The organism is Streptomyces sp. NPDC048392, from assembly GCF_043200575.1.
In the GTDB taxonomy this organism is placed as follows: Bacteria; Actinomycetota; Actinomycetes; order Streptomycetales; family Streptomycetaceae; genus Streptomyces.
On record NZ_JBICYB010000006.1, the window covers coordinates 129,631 to 147,491 of the forward strand.

General features: G+C 73.5%; 7 protein-coding genes. 6 read left to right on the plus strand and 1 reads right to left on the minus strand.

Annotation, left to right across the window (positions count from 1 at the left end; genetic code table 11):
* The first annotated feature begins 1 nt into the window (after nucleotide 1).
* From ACGFYH_RS11855 to ACGFYH_RS11870, 4 genes are all read left to right on the plus strand, one after another.
* Nucleotides 2–1,789, plus strand: coding sequence for an ABC transporter ATP-binding protein (locus tag ACGFYH_RS11855; protein ID WP_393802977.1), 1,788 nt, complete (start codon nucleotides 2–4; stop codon nucleotides 1,787–1,789).
* A 57-nt stretch (nucleotides 1,790–1,846) separates the two neighbouring features.
* On the plus strand, nucleotides 1,847–12,742 hold the full coding sequence (locus tag ACGFYH_RS11860; protein ID WP_393802978.1) for an amino acid adenylation domain-containing protein: 10,896 nt from the start codon (nucleotides 1,847–1,849) through the stop codon (nucleotides 12,740–12,742).
* Nucleotides 12,729–14,429: an ABC transporter ATP-binding protein gene (locus ACGFYH_RS11865; protein WP_393802979.1), complete on the plus strand. Its 1,701-nt coding sequence runs from the start codon at nucleotides 12,729–12,731 to the stop codon at nucleotides 14,427–14,429. The genes ACGFYH_RS11860 and ACGFYH_RS11865 overlap by 14 nt, the downstream gene beginning before the upstream one ends.
* Nucleotides 14,430–14,637: 208 nt before the next feature.
* Complete coding sequence (locus ACGFYH_RS11870) at nucleotides 14,638–14,715, plus strand: 50S ribosomal protein bL37 (protein ID WP_372486533.1); 78 nt, start codon at nucleotides 14,638–14,640, stop codon at nucleotides 14,713–14,715.
* Between the two features lie 60 nt (nucleotides 14,716–14,775).
* Here ACGFYH_RS11870 and ACGFYH_RS11875 read toward each other — a convergent pair whose 3' ends face one another.
* Nucleotides 14,776–15,867, minus strand: a complete 1,092-nt coding sequence (locus ACGFYH_RS11875) for an alpha/beta hydrolase-fold protein (RefSeq protein ID WP_393802980.1) — start codon at nucleotides 15,865–15,867, stop codon at nucleotides 14,776–14,778.
* Between the two features lie 90 nt (nucleotides 15,868–15,957).
* On the opposite strand from ACGFYH_RS11875, the gene ACGFYH_RS11880 reads away from it, so the two are divergent.
* On the plus strand, nucleotides 15,958–16,170 hold the full coding sequence (locus ACGFYH_RS11880) for an MbtH family protein (protein WP_393802981.1): 213 nt from the start codon (nucleotides 15,958–15,960) through the stop codon (nucleotides 16,168–16,170).
* A gap of 619 nt (nucleotides 16,171–16,789) precedes the next feature.
* Nucleotides 16,790–17,761: an alpha/beta hydrolase family protein gene (locus tag ACGFYH_RS11885; RefSeq protein WP_393802982.1), complete on the plus strand. Its 972-nt coding sequence runs from the start codon at nucleotides 16,790–16,792 to the stop codon at nucleotides 17,759–17,761.
* Nucleotides 17,762–17,861 lie beyond the last annotated feature (100 nt).

Sequence of the window (17,861 nt, forward strand, 5' to 3'; positions counted from 1 at the left end):
TGTGAGCGTCACCGACACCCGCGTCGCCCCGGCCGCCCTGCGTACGGCGACCGGACGCGAGGCCGGCCGATGGGTCGCGGCCCACTGCCGCGACGTGCCGTGGCTGACGCTCGCCACGGTGCTCACCACAGTGGCGGGAGCGGCGCTCCAGGTGCTCCCGGTACTGCTGCTCGGCCGAGTGGTCGACGCGGTGACCGAGGGCGGGTCGCGGTCGGTCCTGGTCACGGTCGGGGCCCTGATGGCCGGCGCCGCGCTGTTCGGCGCGGCGACGACCGCGGTGTCGACGTACCTGGTCGGGCGGCTGGGCGCCGACCTGCTCGCCCGCCTGCGGGAAGGCGTCGTCCGCGCGGTACTGGGCATGCCCGGCGCACGCGTCGAACAGGTCGGCCGCGGCGACGTGCTGTCCAGGGTCGGCGACGACGTCGCCGTGATCTCCAAGGGCATCCGCACGGCCGTTCCCACGGTGTTGTCGGCCGGAGTCCTCGTCGTCATCGCCACGGCCGGCATGTTCGGTCTCGACTGGCGGCTCGGCCTGGCGGGCGCCGGCGCGCTGCCCGCGTACGCGCTGGCCCTGCGCTGGTATCTGCCGAGGTCCGCACCGCTGTACCAGAGGCAGCGGGTGGCCCAGGCCGACCGCGCGCAGGCACTGATCAGCGGTCTGAACGGCATCGACACGGTACGCGCGTACCGGCTCGAGGACGCCTTCCGCGAGCGGGTCACCCGTGCGTCGTGGCGGGTACGCGACCTCGGTGTCGAGGTGTTCCGGTTCTTCGGCCGGTTCGTCGCCAGGGAGAACCGCGCGGAGTTCGTCGGGCTGAGCCTCATCCTCGTGGTGGGCTATGCCCTGCTGGAGGCGGACGCGGCCACCCTGGGCGAGGTGTCGGCGGCCCCACTGCTGTTCCACCGGCTGTTCACCCCGCTGGGCGCCATCATGTTCACCTTCGACGAGGCGCAGAAGTCGGGCGCGAGCCTGACCCGCCTGGTCGGCGTGCTGGGGGAGGACGCGGAGGACCGACTGGTGGGCGACGAGTCCGTCGCGCCGGCGGCGTCCGGACCGTGCCCGGTGACGGTGCGGGGGCTGACCTTCGCCTACCCGGGCGCCGAGGAGCCGGTCCTCAGGGACGTGGACCTGACGATCCCGGCGGGTGGTTCGCTCGCGCTGGTGGGGGCGACGGGCGCGGGCAAGACGACCCTCGCCGCGCTGATCGCGGGCATCGGAACCCCGCAGGCGGGATCGGTGAGCGTCGGGACGGCCGACCTGGCCGGACTGGACGAGGCCGGGGCGCGGGCGCTGGTGAGCATCCTGACCCAGGAGACGCACGTGTTCTCCGGGCCGCTCGCCGAGGACCTGAGGCTGGCCGCGCCGGGGGCGACCGACGCCGAAGTCCTGGACGCCCTGCGCACCGTCGGCGCCGGCACGTGGGTCGACACCCTGCCCGACGGGCTGGACACCCCGGTCGGTGAGGGCGGCGAGCGTCTCGACGGGACCAAGGTCGCGCAGATCGCGCTGGCCCGGCTGGTGCTCGGCCGGGCGCCGGTGGTGGTGCTGGACGAGTCGACCGCCGAGGCGGGCAGCGAGGGGGCCGCCGAGCTGGAACGGGCCGTGCTGGCCGCGTGCGCGGGCCGGACCACGCTGTTCGTGGCGCACCGCCTGACCCAGGCGATGGCGGCGGACCGGATCGCCGTCCTGGACGCCGGGCGGGTCGTGGAGGAGGGCACGCACGAGGAGTTGGTGACGCTGGGCGGGCGCTACGCGCGACTGTGGCAAGCCTGGCGGGAGGGTAGTTAGGTATGCCTAAGTTAGGTTAGCCTGCCTTCATTCCCTGGAAGGGGCGTTGAGTCTTCGATGATGGAACCGACCGCTTCTCTCGTACGGCTTTCTCCCGGACACCTGGCCGGCATACGGCGGCGCACCGGCGACTTCTCCGACCGGGCCATCACCGAGGCGTGCGCCGTCGGGCTGTCGTACTGGGCCTCGGGCCACAGCCCCGCGGGCCTCGACCTCACCCCGGGCACCCAGTTCACCGAGGTGCTCGGCTGGGCCGGCAACGGCGGTACCGCGCCCGGCGGCTGGAGCATCGGCGCGGAGGGCCGAAGCATCGCCCTCCCGGACGGCGTCGTACCGCGGGACGCGCAGCTCGCGCTCGACGACCTGGCCGACTTCCCGGACCGGCCCCTCGGCACCATCAGCCCCTGCGGCCCGGCGGCACGCCTGGAGCAGCTGGCCGGGTGGAACGACACCGACGCGGGCCGGGAGCGCCCCACCCTGGCGGAGATGTTCCGCGAACAGGCACGCGCCAGGCCCGACGCCGTGGCCGTGACCGACGACCGGCGCACGCTGACCTACCGTCAGGCCGACGAAGCGTCCGCCCAGTTGGCCCGGCACCTGATCCAACGCGGACTGACGGCCGAACAGGTCGTCGGCATCTCCCTGGAACGCTCCGCCGACATGGTGATCGGGCTGCTCGCTGTCCTCCGGGCGGGCGGCGCGTTCGTCCCCCTGGATCCGCACTGGCCCGCCGAGCGCCGGGCCGTCGTCATCGAGGACGCCCGGATCGTCGTACAGCTCAACCGCTCGGGCGGGCACCCCCCGGGCGAACCGGAAGCCGTGGCCGTGGACCTCGGCGACTGGCGGTTCGGCGCCCACCCCACCGAGGGCGCCGACGCCGCCGTCCCCGGCGACGCCCTCGCGTACGTGATCTTCACCTCCGGTTCGACCGGGCGGCCCAAGGGCGCCATGATCAGGCACGAGGCGATCAGCGAGCGCCTGCTGTGGCAGATCCACGAGATCCTCGGCTTCGGTCACGACGACGCCTCGCTGTTCAAGGCGCCGCTGTCCTTCGACATCTCACTCAACGAGATCTTCCTGCCCCTCGTCAGCGGCGGCAGACTCGTGGTCCTGCGGCCCGGCGGCGAACGCGACCCGCACCACCTGCTGAGCGTGATCGCCGAGCAGCGCGTCACCTTCACGTACCTGGTGTCGTCCATGCTGGACGTACTGCTGGAGATGGCGGGCGAATCGGGCAGCCTCGACAGCCTGCGGCACGTCTGGTGCGGCGGCGAGGTGCTCACCCCCGAGCTGTACGAGCGCTTCCGCACCCGGCTCGACATCCCCCTGTACCACGGCTACGGCCCGGCCGAGACGACGATCGGTGTCTCGCACGTCATCTACCGGGGCGCGGCGGAGCGCCTGTCGACGTCGATCGGCAGGGCCAACCCCAACACCCGGCTGTACGTCCTGGACGACGAACTGCGCCCGGTGCCGGTCGGCGTCGGCGGCGAACTGTACGCGGGAGGCCTCCTGCTGGGCCGCGGCTACGTCAACGCCCCGGGTCTCACCGCCTCCCGCTTCGTGGCCGACCCCTTCGCGAACGACGGGTCCAGGCTGTACCGGACCGGTGACCTCGCGCGCTACGCCCCCGACGGCTCCCTCGACTTCCTCGGCCGCGCGGACAACCAGATCAAGATCCGCGGCATGCGCCTGGAGATCGAGGACGTCGAGGCCGGCCTCGCGGAGCACCCCGGAGTGCGCCACACCTGCGTCGTCGCCAGGAAGAACACGGTGGGCGGCGTCTATCTGGTGGGGTACGTGATCCCGGCCGCCGGCCGCGAGGACCTGCGGGGGGACGAGGTCAAGGCGTGGGCCGGCGAGCACATGGTGGAGTACATGGTGCCCACCCACGTCGTCGTGATGACCCGGTTCCCGCTCACCGCGAACGGCAAGCTCGACCGGAACGCGCTGCCCGAACCCGTGACCGGCACCGCCTCGGTCGTCCCGCCCACGACCGACGAGGAGCGCGCGGTGTGCACGGCGGTCGCGGCGCTGCTCCGACTGGACCGGGTCGGGGTCGACCAGGACTTCTTCCAGCTCGGCGGCGACAGCATTCTGGCCATCTCGCTGCTGAGCGCGCTGCGCGAGGCCGGGCTCTACGTCACCGCACGGCAGATCTTCACCCACAGTACGTTGGGGGCGCTGGCGGCGGTGGCGAGCCGCGAGGACACCGCGACCGCGGACCACCGCGACGTCGCGACCGGCTCCGTCGTGGGCCCGCCCGTGGTGCAGTGGCTCGGCGAGACCACGGACGCGATCGACGGCTTCGTGCAGTCGGTCGTGCTGAACACCCCGGCGGACCTGACCGCCGACGCCCTCGACGCGGTCCTCGCCGCCGTCGTCCGCAGACATGCCATGCTGCGCGCCAGACTGGTCCGCGGCGACCGCTGGAGCTTCGACATCCCGGACGCGGACCCGGCCGCCGCCCTCTGGCGGGAGAGCGACCGGCCACTCGACGAGTGCGTCGCCCTCGCCACCGAAGGACTGGACCCGGCGGACGGCACGATGCTGCGCGCCGTCTGGCGCCGTGCGGCACGTCAACTGGTCGTGGTCGTGCACCACTTGGTGATCGACGGCGTATCCTGGCGCATCCTGACGGAGGACCTGGCCACGGCATGGCGGCGGTTCACCTCGGGCGAACCGGTCGAGCTCCCCGAGGTGGGCACGTCGTTCCGCCGCTGGACCCAGTTGCTGGAGCGCGCGGCGTTCGACGCGGACAGCGCCTACTTCCGGCGCCCCCTGCCGGGACCGGACGAACCGCTGGGCAGACGCGCCCTGTCCGAGAACGACACCGTGGCACGCGAGCGGACACGGACCGTCTGCGCCGACGCCCGCACCACGGCCGCGCTTCTCGGCGCAACACCCGCGAGGTTCCACGCGGGCGTCAACGACGTACTGGTGACCGCGCTCGCCGTCGCCCTCGCCCGATGGCGACGCGACCTCGGCCGGCACCAGACCTTCGCGCACATCGAACTCGAGGGCCACGGCCGTGAGGCACCGTTCGTGGCGCCGTCCGCCGGATTCGAGCCGGAACTGTCGCGGACCGTGGGCTGGTTCACCACCCTCTTCCCGGTGACCGTCGACCCCGGCACGGCCCCCGACCCCACCGCGCCCGAGTACCTGGCCGCCGCACTCAAGGCGGTCAAGGAGGACCTCGCACGCGTACCGGACAACGGCGTCTCCTACGGCGCCCTGCGCCATCTGGCCCGGGTCGCCTTCGACGCACCCGCACCCCAGGTGCTCTTCAACTACCTGGGACGCTTCGACGCCGGAGCGTCGGGGGACTGGCAACTGACGCACGCCACAGGCCGGCTGGGCGAGAAGCGCGACCCGGCAATGCGCCTGCCCCGCGCCCTGGAGTTCAACGCGATCGCCGAACCCGCCCACACCGGCGAGTACGAGCTGGTCACCGCCCTGTCCTGGCCCGACGGCGTGTTCACCGAAGCGGACATCACGACACTCGGCACCTACTACCGGGAAGCCCTGACCGGGCTGGCCGCGCTCGATCGGGGCGGCCACTCGCCGAGCGACTTCCGCCCACTGTCCCTCACCCAGGCCGACGTCGACACCCTGGACGGCCCGGCGCTGCGGGACATCCTCCCACTGACCCCGATGCAGGAGGGCCTGTACTTCCACTCGGTCTACGACGACGAGGCCACCGGCAGCTACGTCGAGCAGCAACTGCTGACACTGGAGGGCGAGGTGGACACCGGCCGGCTCGCGACGGCGGCCACCCGCCTGCTGGCCCTGCACCCGAACCTGGCCGCCCGCTTCGTGGCCCTGGCCGACGGCCGTGTGGTCTCCGTCCTGGAGAGCGGGGTCGAGGCGCCCTTCATCACGCTCGACCGCCCCGGCATCGCCGACGACGAGATCCGCTCCCTCGCCGAGGGCGACCGCCGCGCCGGGTTCGACCTGGCCACCGGCCCGCTGATGCGGTACACACTGATCCGCGCGGGAGCCGGCCGGCACGTCCTGGTGCAGACGGTGCACCACATCATCGCCGACGGCTGGTCGGTGCCGCGCATGCTGCGCACCCTGCTGGACGAGTACCACACGCCGGGCTGCGGGTACGCGCTCGGCGGCTTCCCCGCCCACGTACGCCTGCTCGCCGGACGCGACGAAGCGGCGAGCGACCGGGTCTGGGACGAGCAGCTGGCCGAACTCCCCGGCGCCTCGCTGGTCGCCGAGGGGCACACCCCCTCCGACCGGTTCGCCGACACCGCCGTGGCGGCGGAGACCGACGTCGAGGCGGCAGCCCGGTCGGCCGGTGTGCCGCTGAGCGTCGCCGTGCACAGCGCCTGGGCCCTCACGCTGGGCGGCATCCTGCACAGCGACGACGTCGTCTTCGGTTCCACGGTGTCCGGGCGCGACGCCGACGTGCCCGGCATCGAGGACATGGTGGGCCTGTTCATCAACACGATCCCCCTGCGCGCCCGCTGGTCCACCACCACGACCGCGCGCGAACTGCTCGCCTCGGTCAGGGCGCACCAGAGCGCGGTACTGCCGTACCAGCACGTCTCGCTGGCGAGGATCGCCCGCCGGGCCGGTGCCGGTGCGCTCTTCGACACCCTGGTGGTGTTCGACGTGGCGACCGACGCGGGCGGTCTGCGGCGACCCGGCGACACGCTCGTGATCACGGACATCGCCAACGAGGGCGCCCCGCACTATCCGCTCACGCTGGTGGTGGAACGCACGCCCGGCGGCCGTCCGCGCTTCGACCTGGTCTACGACGCCGCACTGCGGCGGGAGACCGACGCCCGGGAGATCCTGCGTACGTTCACCCGGAACCTCACCGCCCTGCTCACCCGTCCGGACGCCCCCGTCGACGAGCTGGCGTCCGGGGCAGTGGGGCACGTCGGGCCGATCGTCCCCGCCACCCTGGGCGAACTGTTCGACGCCGCGGCGCGTCGCCACCCGGACGCCGCCGCCGTCACCCAGTGCGGTCTCGACGGCGCTTTACGGTCCCTGACCTACGGCGAGCTGGCGTGTGCCAGGGACGAGTTGGCCGCCGCCTTGCGCGCGGCCGGTGTCCGCCCCGGCCGACGCGTCGCCGTGGCCGTACCCCGCTCCGTCGAGCAGGTCGTCGCCCTGGTGGCCGTCGTCCGCGCGGGCGGCGCGTACGTACCACTGGACCTGGCATACCCGGACGAGCGCCTGGAGTACGTCCTCGCAGACTCCGCCCCGCACGTCGTCCTCGTGCATCCGGAGCAGCGCGACCGGCTCACGCGACTGCTGGCCCGGGCGGGCGTCCCGGCCCGCGTGCTCGTACCGGGGGACGAGCGGCCGCCCGGCACCGCGGACCCCGGGCCCGGGCCCGGCCTGCACGACCCCGCGTACGTGATCTACACGTCCGGCTCGACCGGCCGGCCCAAGGGCGTCGTCGTACCGCACTCCAGCGTGGTGACGCTGCTCGCCAGCACCCGGCCCGCCATGGGCTTCGGACCCGACGACGTGTGGGTCCAGTTCCACTCCTTCTCCTTCGACTTCGCCGTCTGGGAGCTGTGGGGCGCGCTCGCGCACGGCGGTGAGCTGCTCGTGCCGGAGTACGCGCTGACCCGCTCCCCGGTCGACTTCCACCGGCTGGTCCGCGAGCGCGGGGTGACCGTGCTCAACCAGACCCCGTCGGCGTTCTACCGGTTCATCGAGGCCGACCGGCACGCCGGCGAGCCGCTGCCCGCGCTGCGCCGGATCATCTTCGGGGGCGAGGAGCTGGACCTCGGGCGGCTGCGCGGCTGGGTCGAGCGGCACGGCACCGACTCGCCCGAGCTGGTCAACATGTACGGCATCACCGAGACCACCGTCCACGTCACCCACCGGGTGCTGACCGGCGCCGACTTCGCTCCCGGCGCCGCCGCCCGCCCGATCGGCGGCCCGGTCCCCGGCCTCGTCACCCACCTGCTCGACGACCGGCTCCGTCCGGTCCCGCCGGGCCGGGTGGGCGCCGTCTACGTCGCCGGAGACCAGGTGTCGCTCGGCTACCTGGGCAGGCCGGGGCTCACCGCGGGCAGGTTCGTGGCCGACCCGTTCACCACCGACGGTTCCCGCATGTACCACACGGGCGACCTGGCCCGCCGCACGCCCGGCGGCGAGCTGGAGTTCGCCGGCCGCGTCGACGACCAGGTGCAGCTCAAGGGATTCCGTATCGAGCCGGGCGAGGTGGAGTCCGCGATCCGGGACCTCGACGGCGTGGTGGACGTCGCCGTCACGGTGGCGGACAGCGACGACCACCTGGTCGCGCACGTCGTGGGCCGGGTGCCTGGGGACCTCACCGCGCTGCTGTCGGCGAAGCTGCCGGCGCACATGGTGCCGGGCCGGGTGCTGCCCGTGGACGCCCTGCCGCTGACGGTCAACGGCAAGCTGGACCGCGGGGCGCTGACCGGGCCCGCCGGGCCGACACCGCCCGCGAGGGGCGCGTCGAACGTGAACGACTCCGTGCTCGCCGCACTCGTCGGCCTCTTCGCCGAGACGCTGCCCGGCTCCGCCCCGGACGCCGACACCGACTTCTTCACCGCCGGCGGCGACAGCATCGTCGCCATCACCGTCATCAACCGGGCCAGGGCGCTCGGCCTGCCCGTCGCACCCCGCGACGTGTTCCTGCTCCGGACCCCCCGCGCACTCGCCGAGCACCTGGGCGCGCGCGCCCCCCGGCCGCAGGCCCCCGAACCCGCCCGCCACGAGGACGGCCCGCTGCCGCCCACACCGATCATCCTGCGCCAGCGGGAACTGGGCGGATCGCTCGCCCGGTTCGCCCAGGCCCGGGCACTGGTGGCACCCGAAGGGACCGGCTTCGCGGACGCGGAGCGGGCCGCGCGCGCCGTCGTGGACGCTCACCCGGCGCTGCGGCTGCGACTGCGCGTCGAGCACGGTGTCTGGTCGCTCGCCACGGAACCCGCAGGCGAGGTCACGGTCGCCCGCGCGGAGGGAACCGACACGACGCGTGCCGCCGACGAGGCGGCCGGACGGCTCGACCCCGTGACCGGCGCGGTCATCGCCTTCACGTGGCTGGAGGAGAGCCGGACCCTCGTGGTCACCGCGCACCATCTCGCCGTCGACGCCGTGTCCTGGCTGATCCTCCTGGACGACCTGACCGACGCGATGCGCGGGGCGGCCCCGGCACCCCCGACCACGTCCTACGCCGAGTACGCCGAGGCGCTGACGTGCCACACCACGCAGGCGACCGGCGGCCTAGAACACTGGATCACCACCCTCCGGGCCCCCGCACCGCTGCCCGCCGCCGCGAACCCGCGCGAGAGGACGGTCGTACTCGCACCCGACCTGAGCGACCGCGTGACCCGTACCGCACCCGCCGCACTGGGCCTTGGTCTCACCGAACTGCTGTGCGGCGCGTTGCGCACCGCGCTGACCCGCGTCCAGCCGTCGCCCACCGATCTGGCGATCGAGCTGGAGCGGCACGGCAGGGTCCCGGCCCTGGAGCACCACGACTACACCCGCACGGTCGGCTGGTTCACCTCCGTCGCGCCCGTACGGCTCACCCCGCACACCGACCCCGTCGCCGCGGCGCGCGAGGCCGCCGCACGCCTGCCGGACGAGCGCGCGCACGTCGCCTACGGCGCGCTCAGGTACCTCAACCCGCAGACCGCCCCGCTGCTCGCCGCCCGCCCACAGGTACTGTTCAACTACCTGGGCCGGGGCGCCGAGTCCGAGGCGCTGCGCCTCACCGGTGGCGACCTGGCCGGCCCGTACGCCGTCGAGGTGAACGCGTGGACCGACGCGGCCACCGGCAGGCTGCACGCGGCCTTCACCCTCGCCGAGGGCGTCCCCGACGAGATCACCGGACACTGGCACCGCGCCCTGGGACAGATCGCGGACGCCGCCGCGACGGCCGAGCGCACGGCACCCGTCACACCCCTCCAACGGGGTCTGTACTTCCAGGCACAGATGACGGGCCCGGCCGGGCACTACGTCGCCCAGAGCTACTTCACCTTCGAACGGCGCCTGGACTCCGACGCCCTGTCCGAGGCGATGGCATACGTGATCGCACGGCACCCGGCCGTGGGAGCGGGCTTCACCGTGGACGAGGACGGCAACCCCGTCCAGGTCCTCACCGCCGGCCGGCGGGTCGGCGTCCGCACCGTCGAGGTGGCGACGGACGAGGAGGCCGAGGCCCTGCGGTCCGAGGACCGGGAGAGGGGTTTCGACCCGGGTGAGCCGCCGCTGATCCGGCTGACCGTGGTGCGCCTGCCCGGCGACCGCGACGGCCTGCTGCTGAGCTACCACCTGCTGCTGTGGGACGGCTGGTCGCGGGAGATCGTGCTGCGCGATCTGTTCGCCGCCTACCGGGCCGTGCTCGGGGGCGCGCCCCTCGACGCGGTGCCGGCCACACCGGGCTTCGAGGACCACGCCCGGGCTCTCGCCGCCATGGACCCGGCCGAGTCGGAACGCTTCTGGGCCGGACACCTGTCCGGCCTGTCAGGCCCGACTCTGCTCGCCGGACCGGCGCCCTCCCTCCCCGACGGTCTGCCCGGCGCGCTCGTGCACACCCTGACCGCCGAACAGTCGGACGCGCTGCGGGCGGCGGCCAGGACACACGGAGTCACACTGAACTCCGTGCTGACCGGCGCGTTCGGACTCCTCCTCGGCGCACGCACCGGCCGCGGTGACGCCGTGTTCGGCGTGACCGTCTCCGGCCGGGAGGGCGAAGGGCTGGCCGACGTCGTCGGCGTACTGCTCAACACCGTGCCCATGTGGACGCGGGCCCGGCCGCACGACACGGTCCGCGCCTACCTGACGTCCGTACAGGCGGCCAGGGTCGAGGCCATGGAACACGAGCATCTCGGTCTCGGCGAGATCCAGCGGGCCAGTGGCCACGCCACACTGTTCGACAATCTGTTCGTCCTGCAGAACTTCCTGGACCCGGACGCCTTCGCCGAGCTGAACGCCAGGCACGGGATCACCTCGGTCCTGGCCGACGACTCCACCCACTACCCGTTCACCTGGGTGGTCACCCCCGGCGACCGGCTCACCGTCAAACTGGAGTACCGCGACCACGACACCGGGAACGCCCGGCGTCTCGTCGACGACTACCTGCGTGTGCTCGACGACCTGGCCCGCTCCACCGGCCCGCTCGGCGCCCTCCCGGGCCCGGGTCCCGAGCCCGAGCCCGCCGAACGCACCGACATCGGCACGGACACCGTGGTGGACCGCTTCGACCGCGCGGCGGACCGTGAGCCGGGGCGGGTGGCACTCGTCGCCCATGGCTCGGCCATGACCTTCGCCGAACTGCGGGACCGCAGCCGGGCGGTGGCGGGTGTACTCGCCCGGCGCGGCATCGGCCCCGAGGCGGCGGTGGGCCTCGCGCTCCCGCGCTCCCTCGACTCGGTCGTGGCCCTCTTCGCCGTACTGCGCGTCGGCGCCGCCTACGTGCCGCTGGAGCTGGACCACCCGGACGAACGGCTCAGGGCGATCGTCGCGGACGCCCGCCCGGAGACGGTGCTCACCGTCAGTGCCGTGTCGCACCGGCTCACCGGCGACCTGATCGAACTGGACCGCCCGCTGCCCGAGGCCGAACCGTTCGTGACCTTCACGCCGGGCGACCCGGACCGGCTGCGGCACCCCGCGTACACGATCTACACCTCCGGCTCGACCGGTCGGCCCAAGGGGGTGGTGACCGAGTACGCCGGACTCACCAACATGCTGGTCAACCACCGGCGCCGGATCTTCGAACCGGTCCTGGCGGAGCACGGTCACCGGACCTTCCGCGTCGCCCACACCGTGTCGTTCGCCTTCGACATGTCCTGGGAGGAACTGCTGTGGCTCGCCGACGGCCACGAAGTGCACATCTGCGACGAGGAACTGCGCCGCGACGCGCCCGGGCTGGTCGACTACTGCCTGGAGCACGGCATCGACGTCGTCAACGTCACTCCCACCTACGCGCAGCAACTGGTGGCCGAGGGCCTGCTCGACGACCCGGACCGCCGGCCCGCGCTGGTGCTGCTCGGCGGGGAGGCCGTCACTCCCGCCCTGTGGCGGCGGCTGGCCGGGACCGAGGGCACCGTCGGCTACAACCTGTACGGGCCCACCGAGTACACCATCAACACCCTCGGCGTCGGCACCTTCGAGTGCGAGGACCCGGTGGTGGGGGTGGCGATCGACAACACGGACGTGTACGTGCTGGATCCGTGGCTGCGGCCCCTGCCCGACGGCGTCCCCGGCGAGTTGTACGTCGCGGGCATCGGCATCGCCCGCGGCTACCTCGGGCAGCCCGCCCAGACCGCGCACCGCTTCGTCGCGTGTCCGTTCGGCGCGCCGGGCGAGCGCATGTACCGCACCGGGGACCTGGTGGTGCGGCGGCCCGACGGCAACCTGATGTACCTCGGCCGTACCGACCAGCAGGTCAAGATCCGCGGCCACCGGGTCGAACTCGGCGAGGTCGAGGCCGCGTTCGCCGCGCACCCGGCGGTGCGGTTCGTCGCCGCCGTCGCCCAGCCCGACCCGCGGGTCGACGGCGCGTACCGGCTGGCCGCCCATCTGGTGCTGGACGGAGCCGACCTGGCCGAGGTCGCCACCGAAGTGGGCGCCGGGCTGCCGGACTTCCTCCGCCCCACGCACTACGCCCAGGTCGACGGCATCCCGCTGACCGTGAACGGGAAGGCCGACACCGGGGCCCTGCCGGAGGCCAAGCCGCTGGGCGCGCTGCGCACCGCGGGGGAGCGCGGCCCGCGGACGGAGACCGAGACGGCGGTGTGCGCGCTCTTCGCCGAGGCCCTCGACCTGGACGACGACGAGGTGAGCGCGGTGAGCGACTTCGTGGCCCTCGGCGGGCACTCCATGCTGGCGGTGCGGCTGACCGGGCTGCTCCGCGGGGAGCACGGTCCAGTGATCACGATCCGTGATCTGTTCACCCTGCGAACCCCGGAAGCGATTGCCCGTCACCTCGATGACAACTCCTGACACCCAGCGGCCCCGCGCGGGGTCCGACATCCTCCGTACCGCCCTGCGGCGCAACGTCGGCGCGATGGTCTGGGGCACCGTGCTCATGGGCCTCTACCAGGCGGGTGAGACCGCCTTCCCCATCGCGCTCGGCCTGATCGTCGAACACACGATGCGGGACCGCGGCCTCGGTTCGCTCGGTGTCTCCATCGCCGCGCTGGCCGTGATCATCACGACCGTCTCGCTGTCGTGGCGGTTCGGGATGCGCATCCTCCAGAAGGCCAACACCACCGAGGCGCACCGCTGGCGGGTCCGGGTCGCGGGCTGCGGACTCCGGCCGGTGCCCGGGAACGTCGGCCTCAAGTCCGGCGAGGTGCTGACCATCGCCACCGAGGACGCCGACCAGACCGCCGACATCATCGAGGTGGTACCGCTGCTGATCAGCTCACTGGTGGCGGTGCTGATCGCGGCGGTCGCGCTGGGGCTGGCCGACATCCGCCTCGGGCTGCTCGTCATCGTCGGAACCGTCGCGATCCTGTCGGTCCTCAGCGTGATGTCCAGACGCATCGGCTCCAGCACCCGCGAGCAGCAGGCCCGGGTGGCCCGGGCGGGCGCCAAGGTCGCCGACCTCATCATCGGCCTGCGCCCGCTGCACGGCTTCGGCGGCAACCACGCGGCGTTCCGCTCCTACCGCGAGGTCAGCACCGAGGCGGAACACCAGTCCGTCACCGTCGCCCGCGTCAACGGCGTCTACGCGGGCACCGCGCTCGCGCTCAACGCCGTCCTCGCCGCCGCCGTGACCCTCACAGCCGGCCGGCTGGCCTTCGACGGCCTCATCGGCATCGGCGAACTCGTCATGGCCGTCGGGCTGGCGCAGTTCATCATGGAGCCGCTGAAGCTGTTCTCGGAGATGCCCAGGTACGTGATGATCGCGCGGGCATCGGCCGAGCGGATGGCGCTGGTGCTGACCGCGCCCCCGGTGAAGACGCCGGGCACGGGCCGCCCGGCCGCGGGCGCGGACCTGGAGGTCGACTGCGTCCGGCACGGAGCCCTGCGCAAGGTGAGGTTCCGGGTGGCCGCCGGCGAGTTCGTGGCCGTCGTCGCCCACCAGCCGCGCGCGGCGGCCGACCTCGCCTCGGTCCTGGCGCTGCGCGTCCCGCCCCACGCGTACGAGGGAGCGGTGCGGGTCGGCGGCCGGGATTTCGCGGACCTGTCGGTCGAGGCGGTCCGTGAGCGTCTGCTGGTCAACCCGTACGACGGGGAGATCTTCGCGGGCACGCTCCGCACGAACATCGACCCGTCGGGCACCAGCGGGACGGTCGCCGCGGCCGTCGAGGCGTCGATGCTGACCGACGTCGTCGCCCTGCACCGCGAGGGGCTCGACCACCCCGTCCGTGACCGGGGCGCGAACCTCTCCGGGGGCCAGCGCCAGCGGCTCTCCCTGGCCCGCGCGCTCGCCGCCGACACCGACGTGCTGGTGCTGCGCGACCCGACGACGGCCGTGGACGCGGTCACCGAACAGCTCATCGCGCGGGGCGTGGCCAAGCTGCGCCGGGGCCGCACCACCCTGGTCATCACCAGCAGCCCCGCCCTGCTGGACGCCGCCGACCGGGTCCTCGTCCTGGACGACGGCGTCGTCACCGCCGAGGACACGCACCGCAACCTCCTGGCCACCCGCGAGGAGTACCGCCAGGCGGTGACCCGGTGACCGGGCGACCGGGCGACCAGGTGACCAGCGGCGACCAGCGGTGACCGGGCGACCAGGCGACCGGCTGACCGGGCGGTGACCGGTTGATCACGACCACGTACTTCTGTGCCGGATGTTTGCTCCGGCGCCGACAGGAAAGGGGCTCTGTGATCACCGGTGGTGACAATCCGGTGCAAAGCGCGTGAACACGAGCAGCAAGGAGGTTCCGATGTCCTCGAAACGACGTCGCAAGAAGAAGGCCCGCCGCAAGAACGGCGCCAACCACGGCAGGCGTCCCCAGAGCTGAGGACGTCCCGGTGCCGAGGGTGGGCGGCGTCCGCCGCCCACCCGACGTGTCGACAAGGTCCTATGCCAGCGCCCAGGCCACGTCCCGGAGCAGCGCGTGCCGCCAGCCCGCCCGGTCGTGGCCCGACGCCGAACGGGAGACCCGCACCGTCGCACCCGCCCGGGCGGTGAGGTCCTCCACCAGGCCGCAGTGCGCGAGCATGCGCGTCTCGTGCTCGCCCAGGTCGAAGGCGACCCGCAGCCCGGACAGATCCGGCCGCCCGCGCAGGCGCGCCGCGAGGGCGCCACCGACCGGGCCGCCCAGCGGGTCCGCCAGGTCCGCGGCCTCCGGCGACCACCACAGCGACGGCGACTGGCAGGCGACCCGCGACACCAGGCCGGGGAACTCCAGCGCGGCGTACAGCGCGCTCAGTCCGCCCAGGCTCTGCCCCGCCACCACGAGCCGGTCCCGGTCGGCGGGCACACCGCTCTGCGCCACGAGGGGCAGCAGTTCGTCCCGCACCGCCTCCCACAGCGCGGGCCGGCACCCGAACTCGGCCCCGCGGTCCTTGGCGGGGAGGAACACGAGCGTGACCGGCGGCATCTCGCCGCTCGCCGCGGCCGAGTCGAACGCGGTCGCCGCCGGATGCAGGTGGAGCCAGTCGTCCCCGTCGAGCAGCAGCACCACCGGTCCGCCCCCGCCCACCGCGTGGACCCGCACGGTACGCCGGCCACCGAGCCGCTCGCTCGCCCAGCGCAGCCGGGTGCGGGGGAGGGGCAGGACGTCGTGGGCGCCGACCGCGGGCCAGTGCGGCTGGGGCGGCGCGTCCGGGGTCGCGGCGACGGACCGGCCACCGCCCGCACCGGCCGGATTGAACGGATCGGCGTACGCCGCGCCGCCCACCAGGAACCGGTACGTCACCCGCAGCCGCGCGGGCATGCGCACCTGGGCGTACCAGCAGTCGGTGGCACCCCACCGGCGCAGCGGCACCGGCTCCGACCAGCTCTCGAAGCCGAGGGTCGCCGCCTCGGCCCCGCGCCGGAGGAACAGGGTCACCCAGCCGTCGCCGTCCGGTACCGACGCGGGCGTACGCGCGCCGGCCCAGAAGGCTTCCGTGCCGGGGACACCGGTCAGCCCGAACGCGGCGAAGGGTTCTTCCCCCACCCAGCCCATGCACGTCTCCTTGTGGAGCGAAAAGCCGGAAGACTAAGCTCGTCGTCGGTCTTAGGAGAGCCTAACCTAACCCTCCGGGAGGCAGTGGGCATGAGCACCAACCCCTTCGACGACGCCGACGGCCGTTTCCTCGTCCTCGTCAACCACGAGGGACAGCACTCGCTCTGGCCGTCCTTCGCGCCGGTGCCCGGCGGCTGGACCGTCGTCTTCGAGGAGAACACCCGGGACGTCTGCCTGGAATACGTCGAGACCAACTGGACGGATCTGCGCCCCCGTTCCCTGGCCCGCCCCCTGGACGCCTGACGACGCGTCGGGCGCCGGGCAGCTCGGATCGCCGGGCCCGCCGGACACGGAAAGGGCGCGCCGCCGCGCCCCTGACCGGCGGAGCCCGCCGAAGTACCGCGCGCCCGGCGCGGGCGGATCACGCGGTGCCGGTGAACTCCCAGGTGCCGTGGGCGACCCGGAGCACGTCGAAACCGGGCACCGACCGCAGGAACTCCGCCCCGGCCGGTGCCGTCGCCCGTGCCCCTCGGTCGCCGGGACGCGGACCTCCGCCCGCGACCCCACGGGCACCCGCACCGTCTGCCGGAGCGTACGGCCGACGGCGGACCACGCCACGGACGCCTCCCGTGCACGGTCCGGATCGAGGGTCCGTGCCCGGCCGTCAAGAGGTGTGGCGGGTGGTGGTGCGGTGGTCGGCCGCCCGCACGTGCCGGGCGGCGGACCACCGGTCCGGCCGGCCGTCGGCGGGCGCCCCGCCGCCCCGGTATGCGCACCGAACCGGGACGGCGTCCCGTTTACGTAAACGGGACAGCGTTCCGTAAGCTAAACGGAGCAGTGTTCCGGTTGTTGTGACTCCGGTAACCGGACTCCTCACCGCCATGGGTCCACGAACCCGCCGGTGTACCGAAAGGAACCTCTCATGTCAGCATCGACCGACGCGCCCGGCGCCACCGAAGGGGCCACCCCGGTCCTGTCCTACGCCCCCGTGGTGCTGCCGGTGCCCGGACGGCCCGTGCACCTCTCGTTGCGGGTCACCGCGCCCGCGACCGGCCGCGACCTCCCGGTCGTCCTGCTCTCCCACGGTCACGGAGGATCCCTCGGCCTCTCCTCGGAGGACGGCTACGCGCCGGTCGCCCAACGGTGGGCGGCGGCCGGATTCGTCGTCGTCCAGCCCACCCACCTCAGCTCCCGGCGCCTGAGTCACCTGTGGGAAACCACTCCCGGGGCACCGTTGTTCTGGCGCTCCCGCGCCGAGGACATGATCCACATCGTTGACCGGCTCGACGAGATCGAGAAGGCCGTGCCGCTGCTCGCCGGACGCGTCGCTCGCGACGACATCGCCGTCGCCGGACACTCCCTGGGCGGCTTCACGGCCGAACTCCTGCTCGGTGCGGAGGTCACCGACCCCGACTCCGGGGAGCGGGTCGGCTACCTCGAACCGCGCATCAAGGAAGGGGTACTGCTGGCCGCGCCCGGCCGGGGCGGCGACGCCCTCAACGGGCCGATGGCCGACCAGGTGCCGTACTTCCGCACCATCGACCTCTCCGCGATGACCCAACCCGCGCTGGTCGTGGCCGGCGACCAGGACGATTCACGGCACTTCACGGACATGGGGCCGGCCTGGCACTACGACCCGTACCACCTTGCTCCCGGCCCCAAGACCCTGCTCACCGTCTTCGGCGCCGGACACCTGCTCGGCGGAATCCAGGGGTACGACGCCGCCGAGAGCGCGCAGTTGTCGGACGAGAACCCGGCGCACGTCGCCGCGGTCGCCCGGCTCACCGCGGCCCACCTGCTCGCCCGGTTCCAGCGCGGCGACGACGCCTGGAAGCAGGCCCGGGACGAGCTGGCGAGCGGCTCCGGCGCCGTCGGGCGGGTCGAGTCCAAGTAGCGACCGGCGCACGGGGACGGTGCGGCAAGGCGCCGCGGCCACCGGGTACGCCGGTGGCGAGCCCGCTCCTCACGGGCGTCGGCGGCCTCTGGCCGAGGGG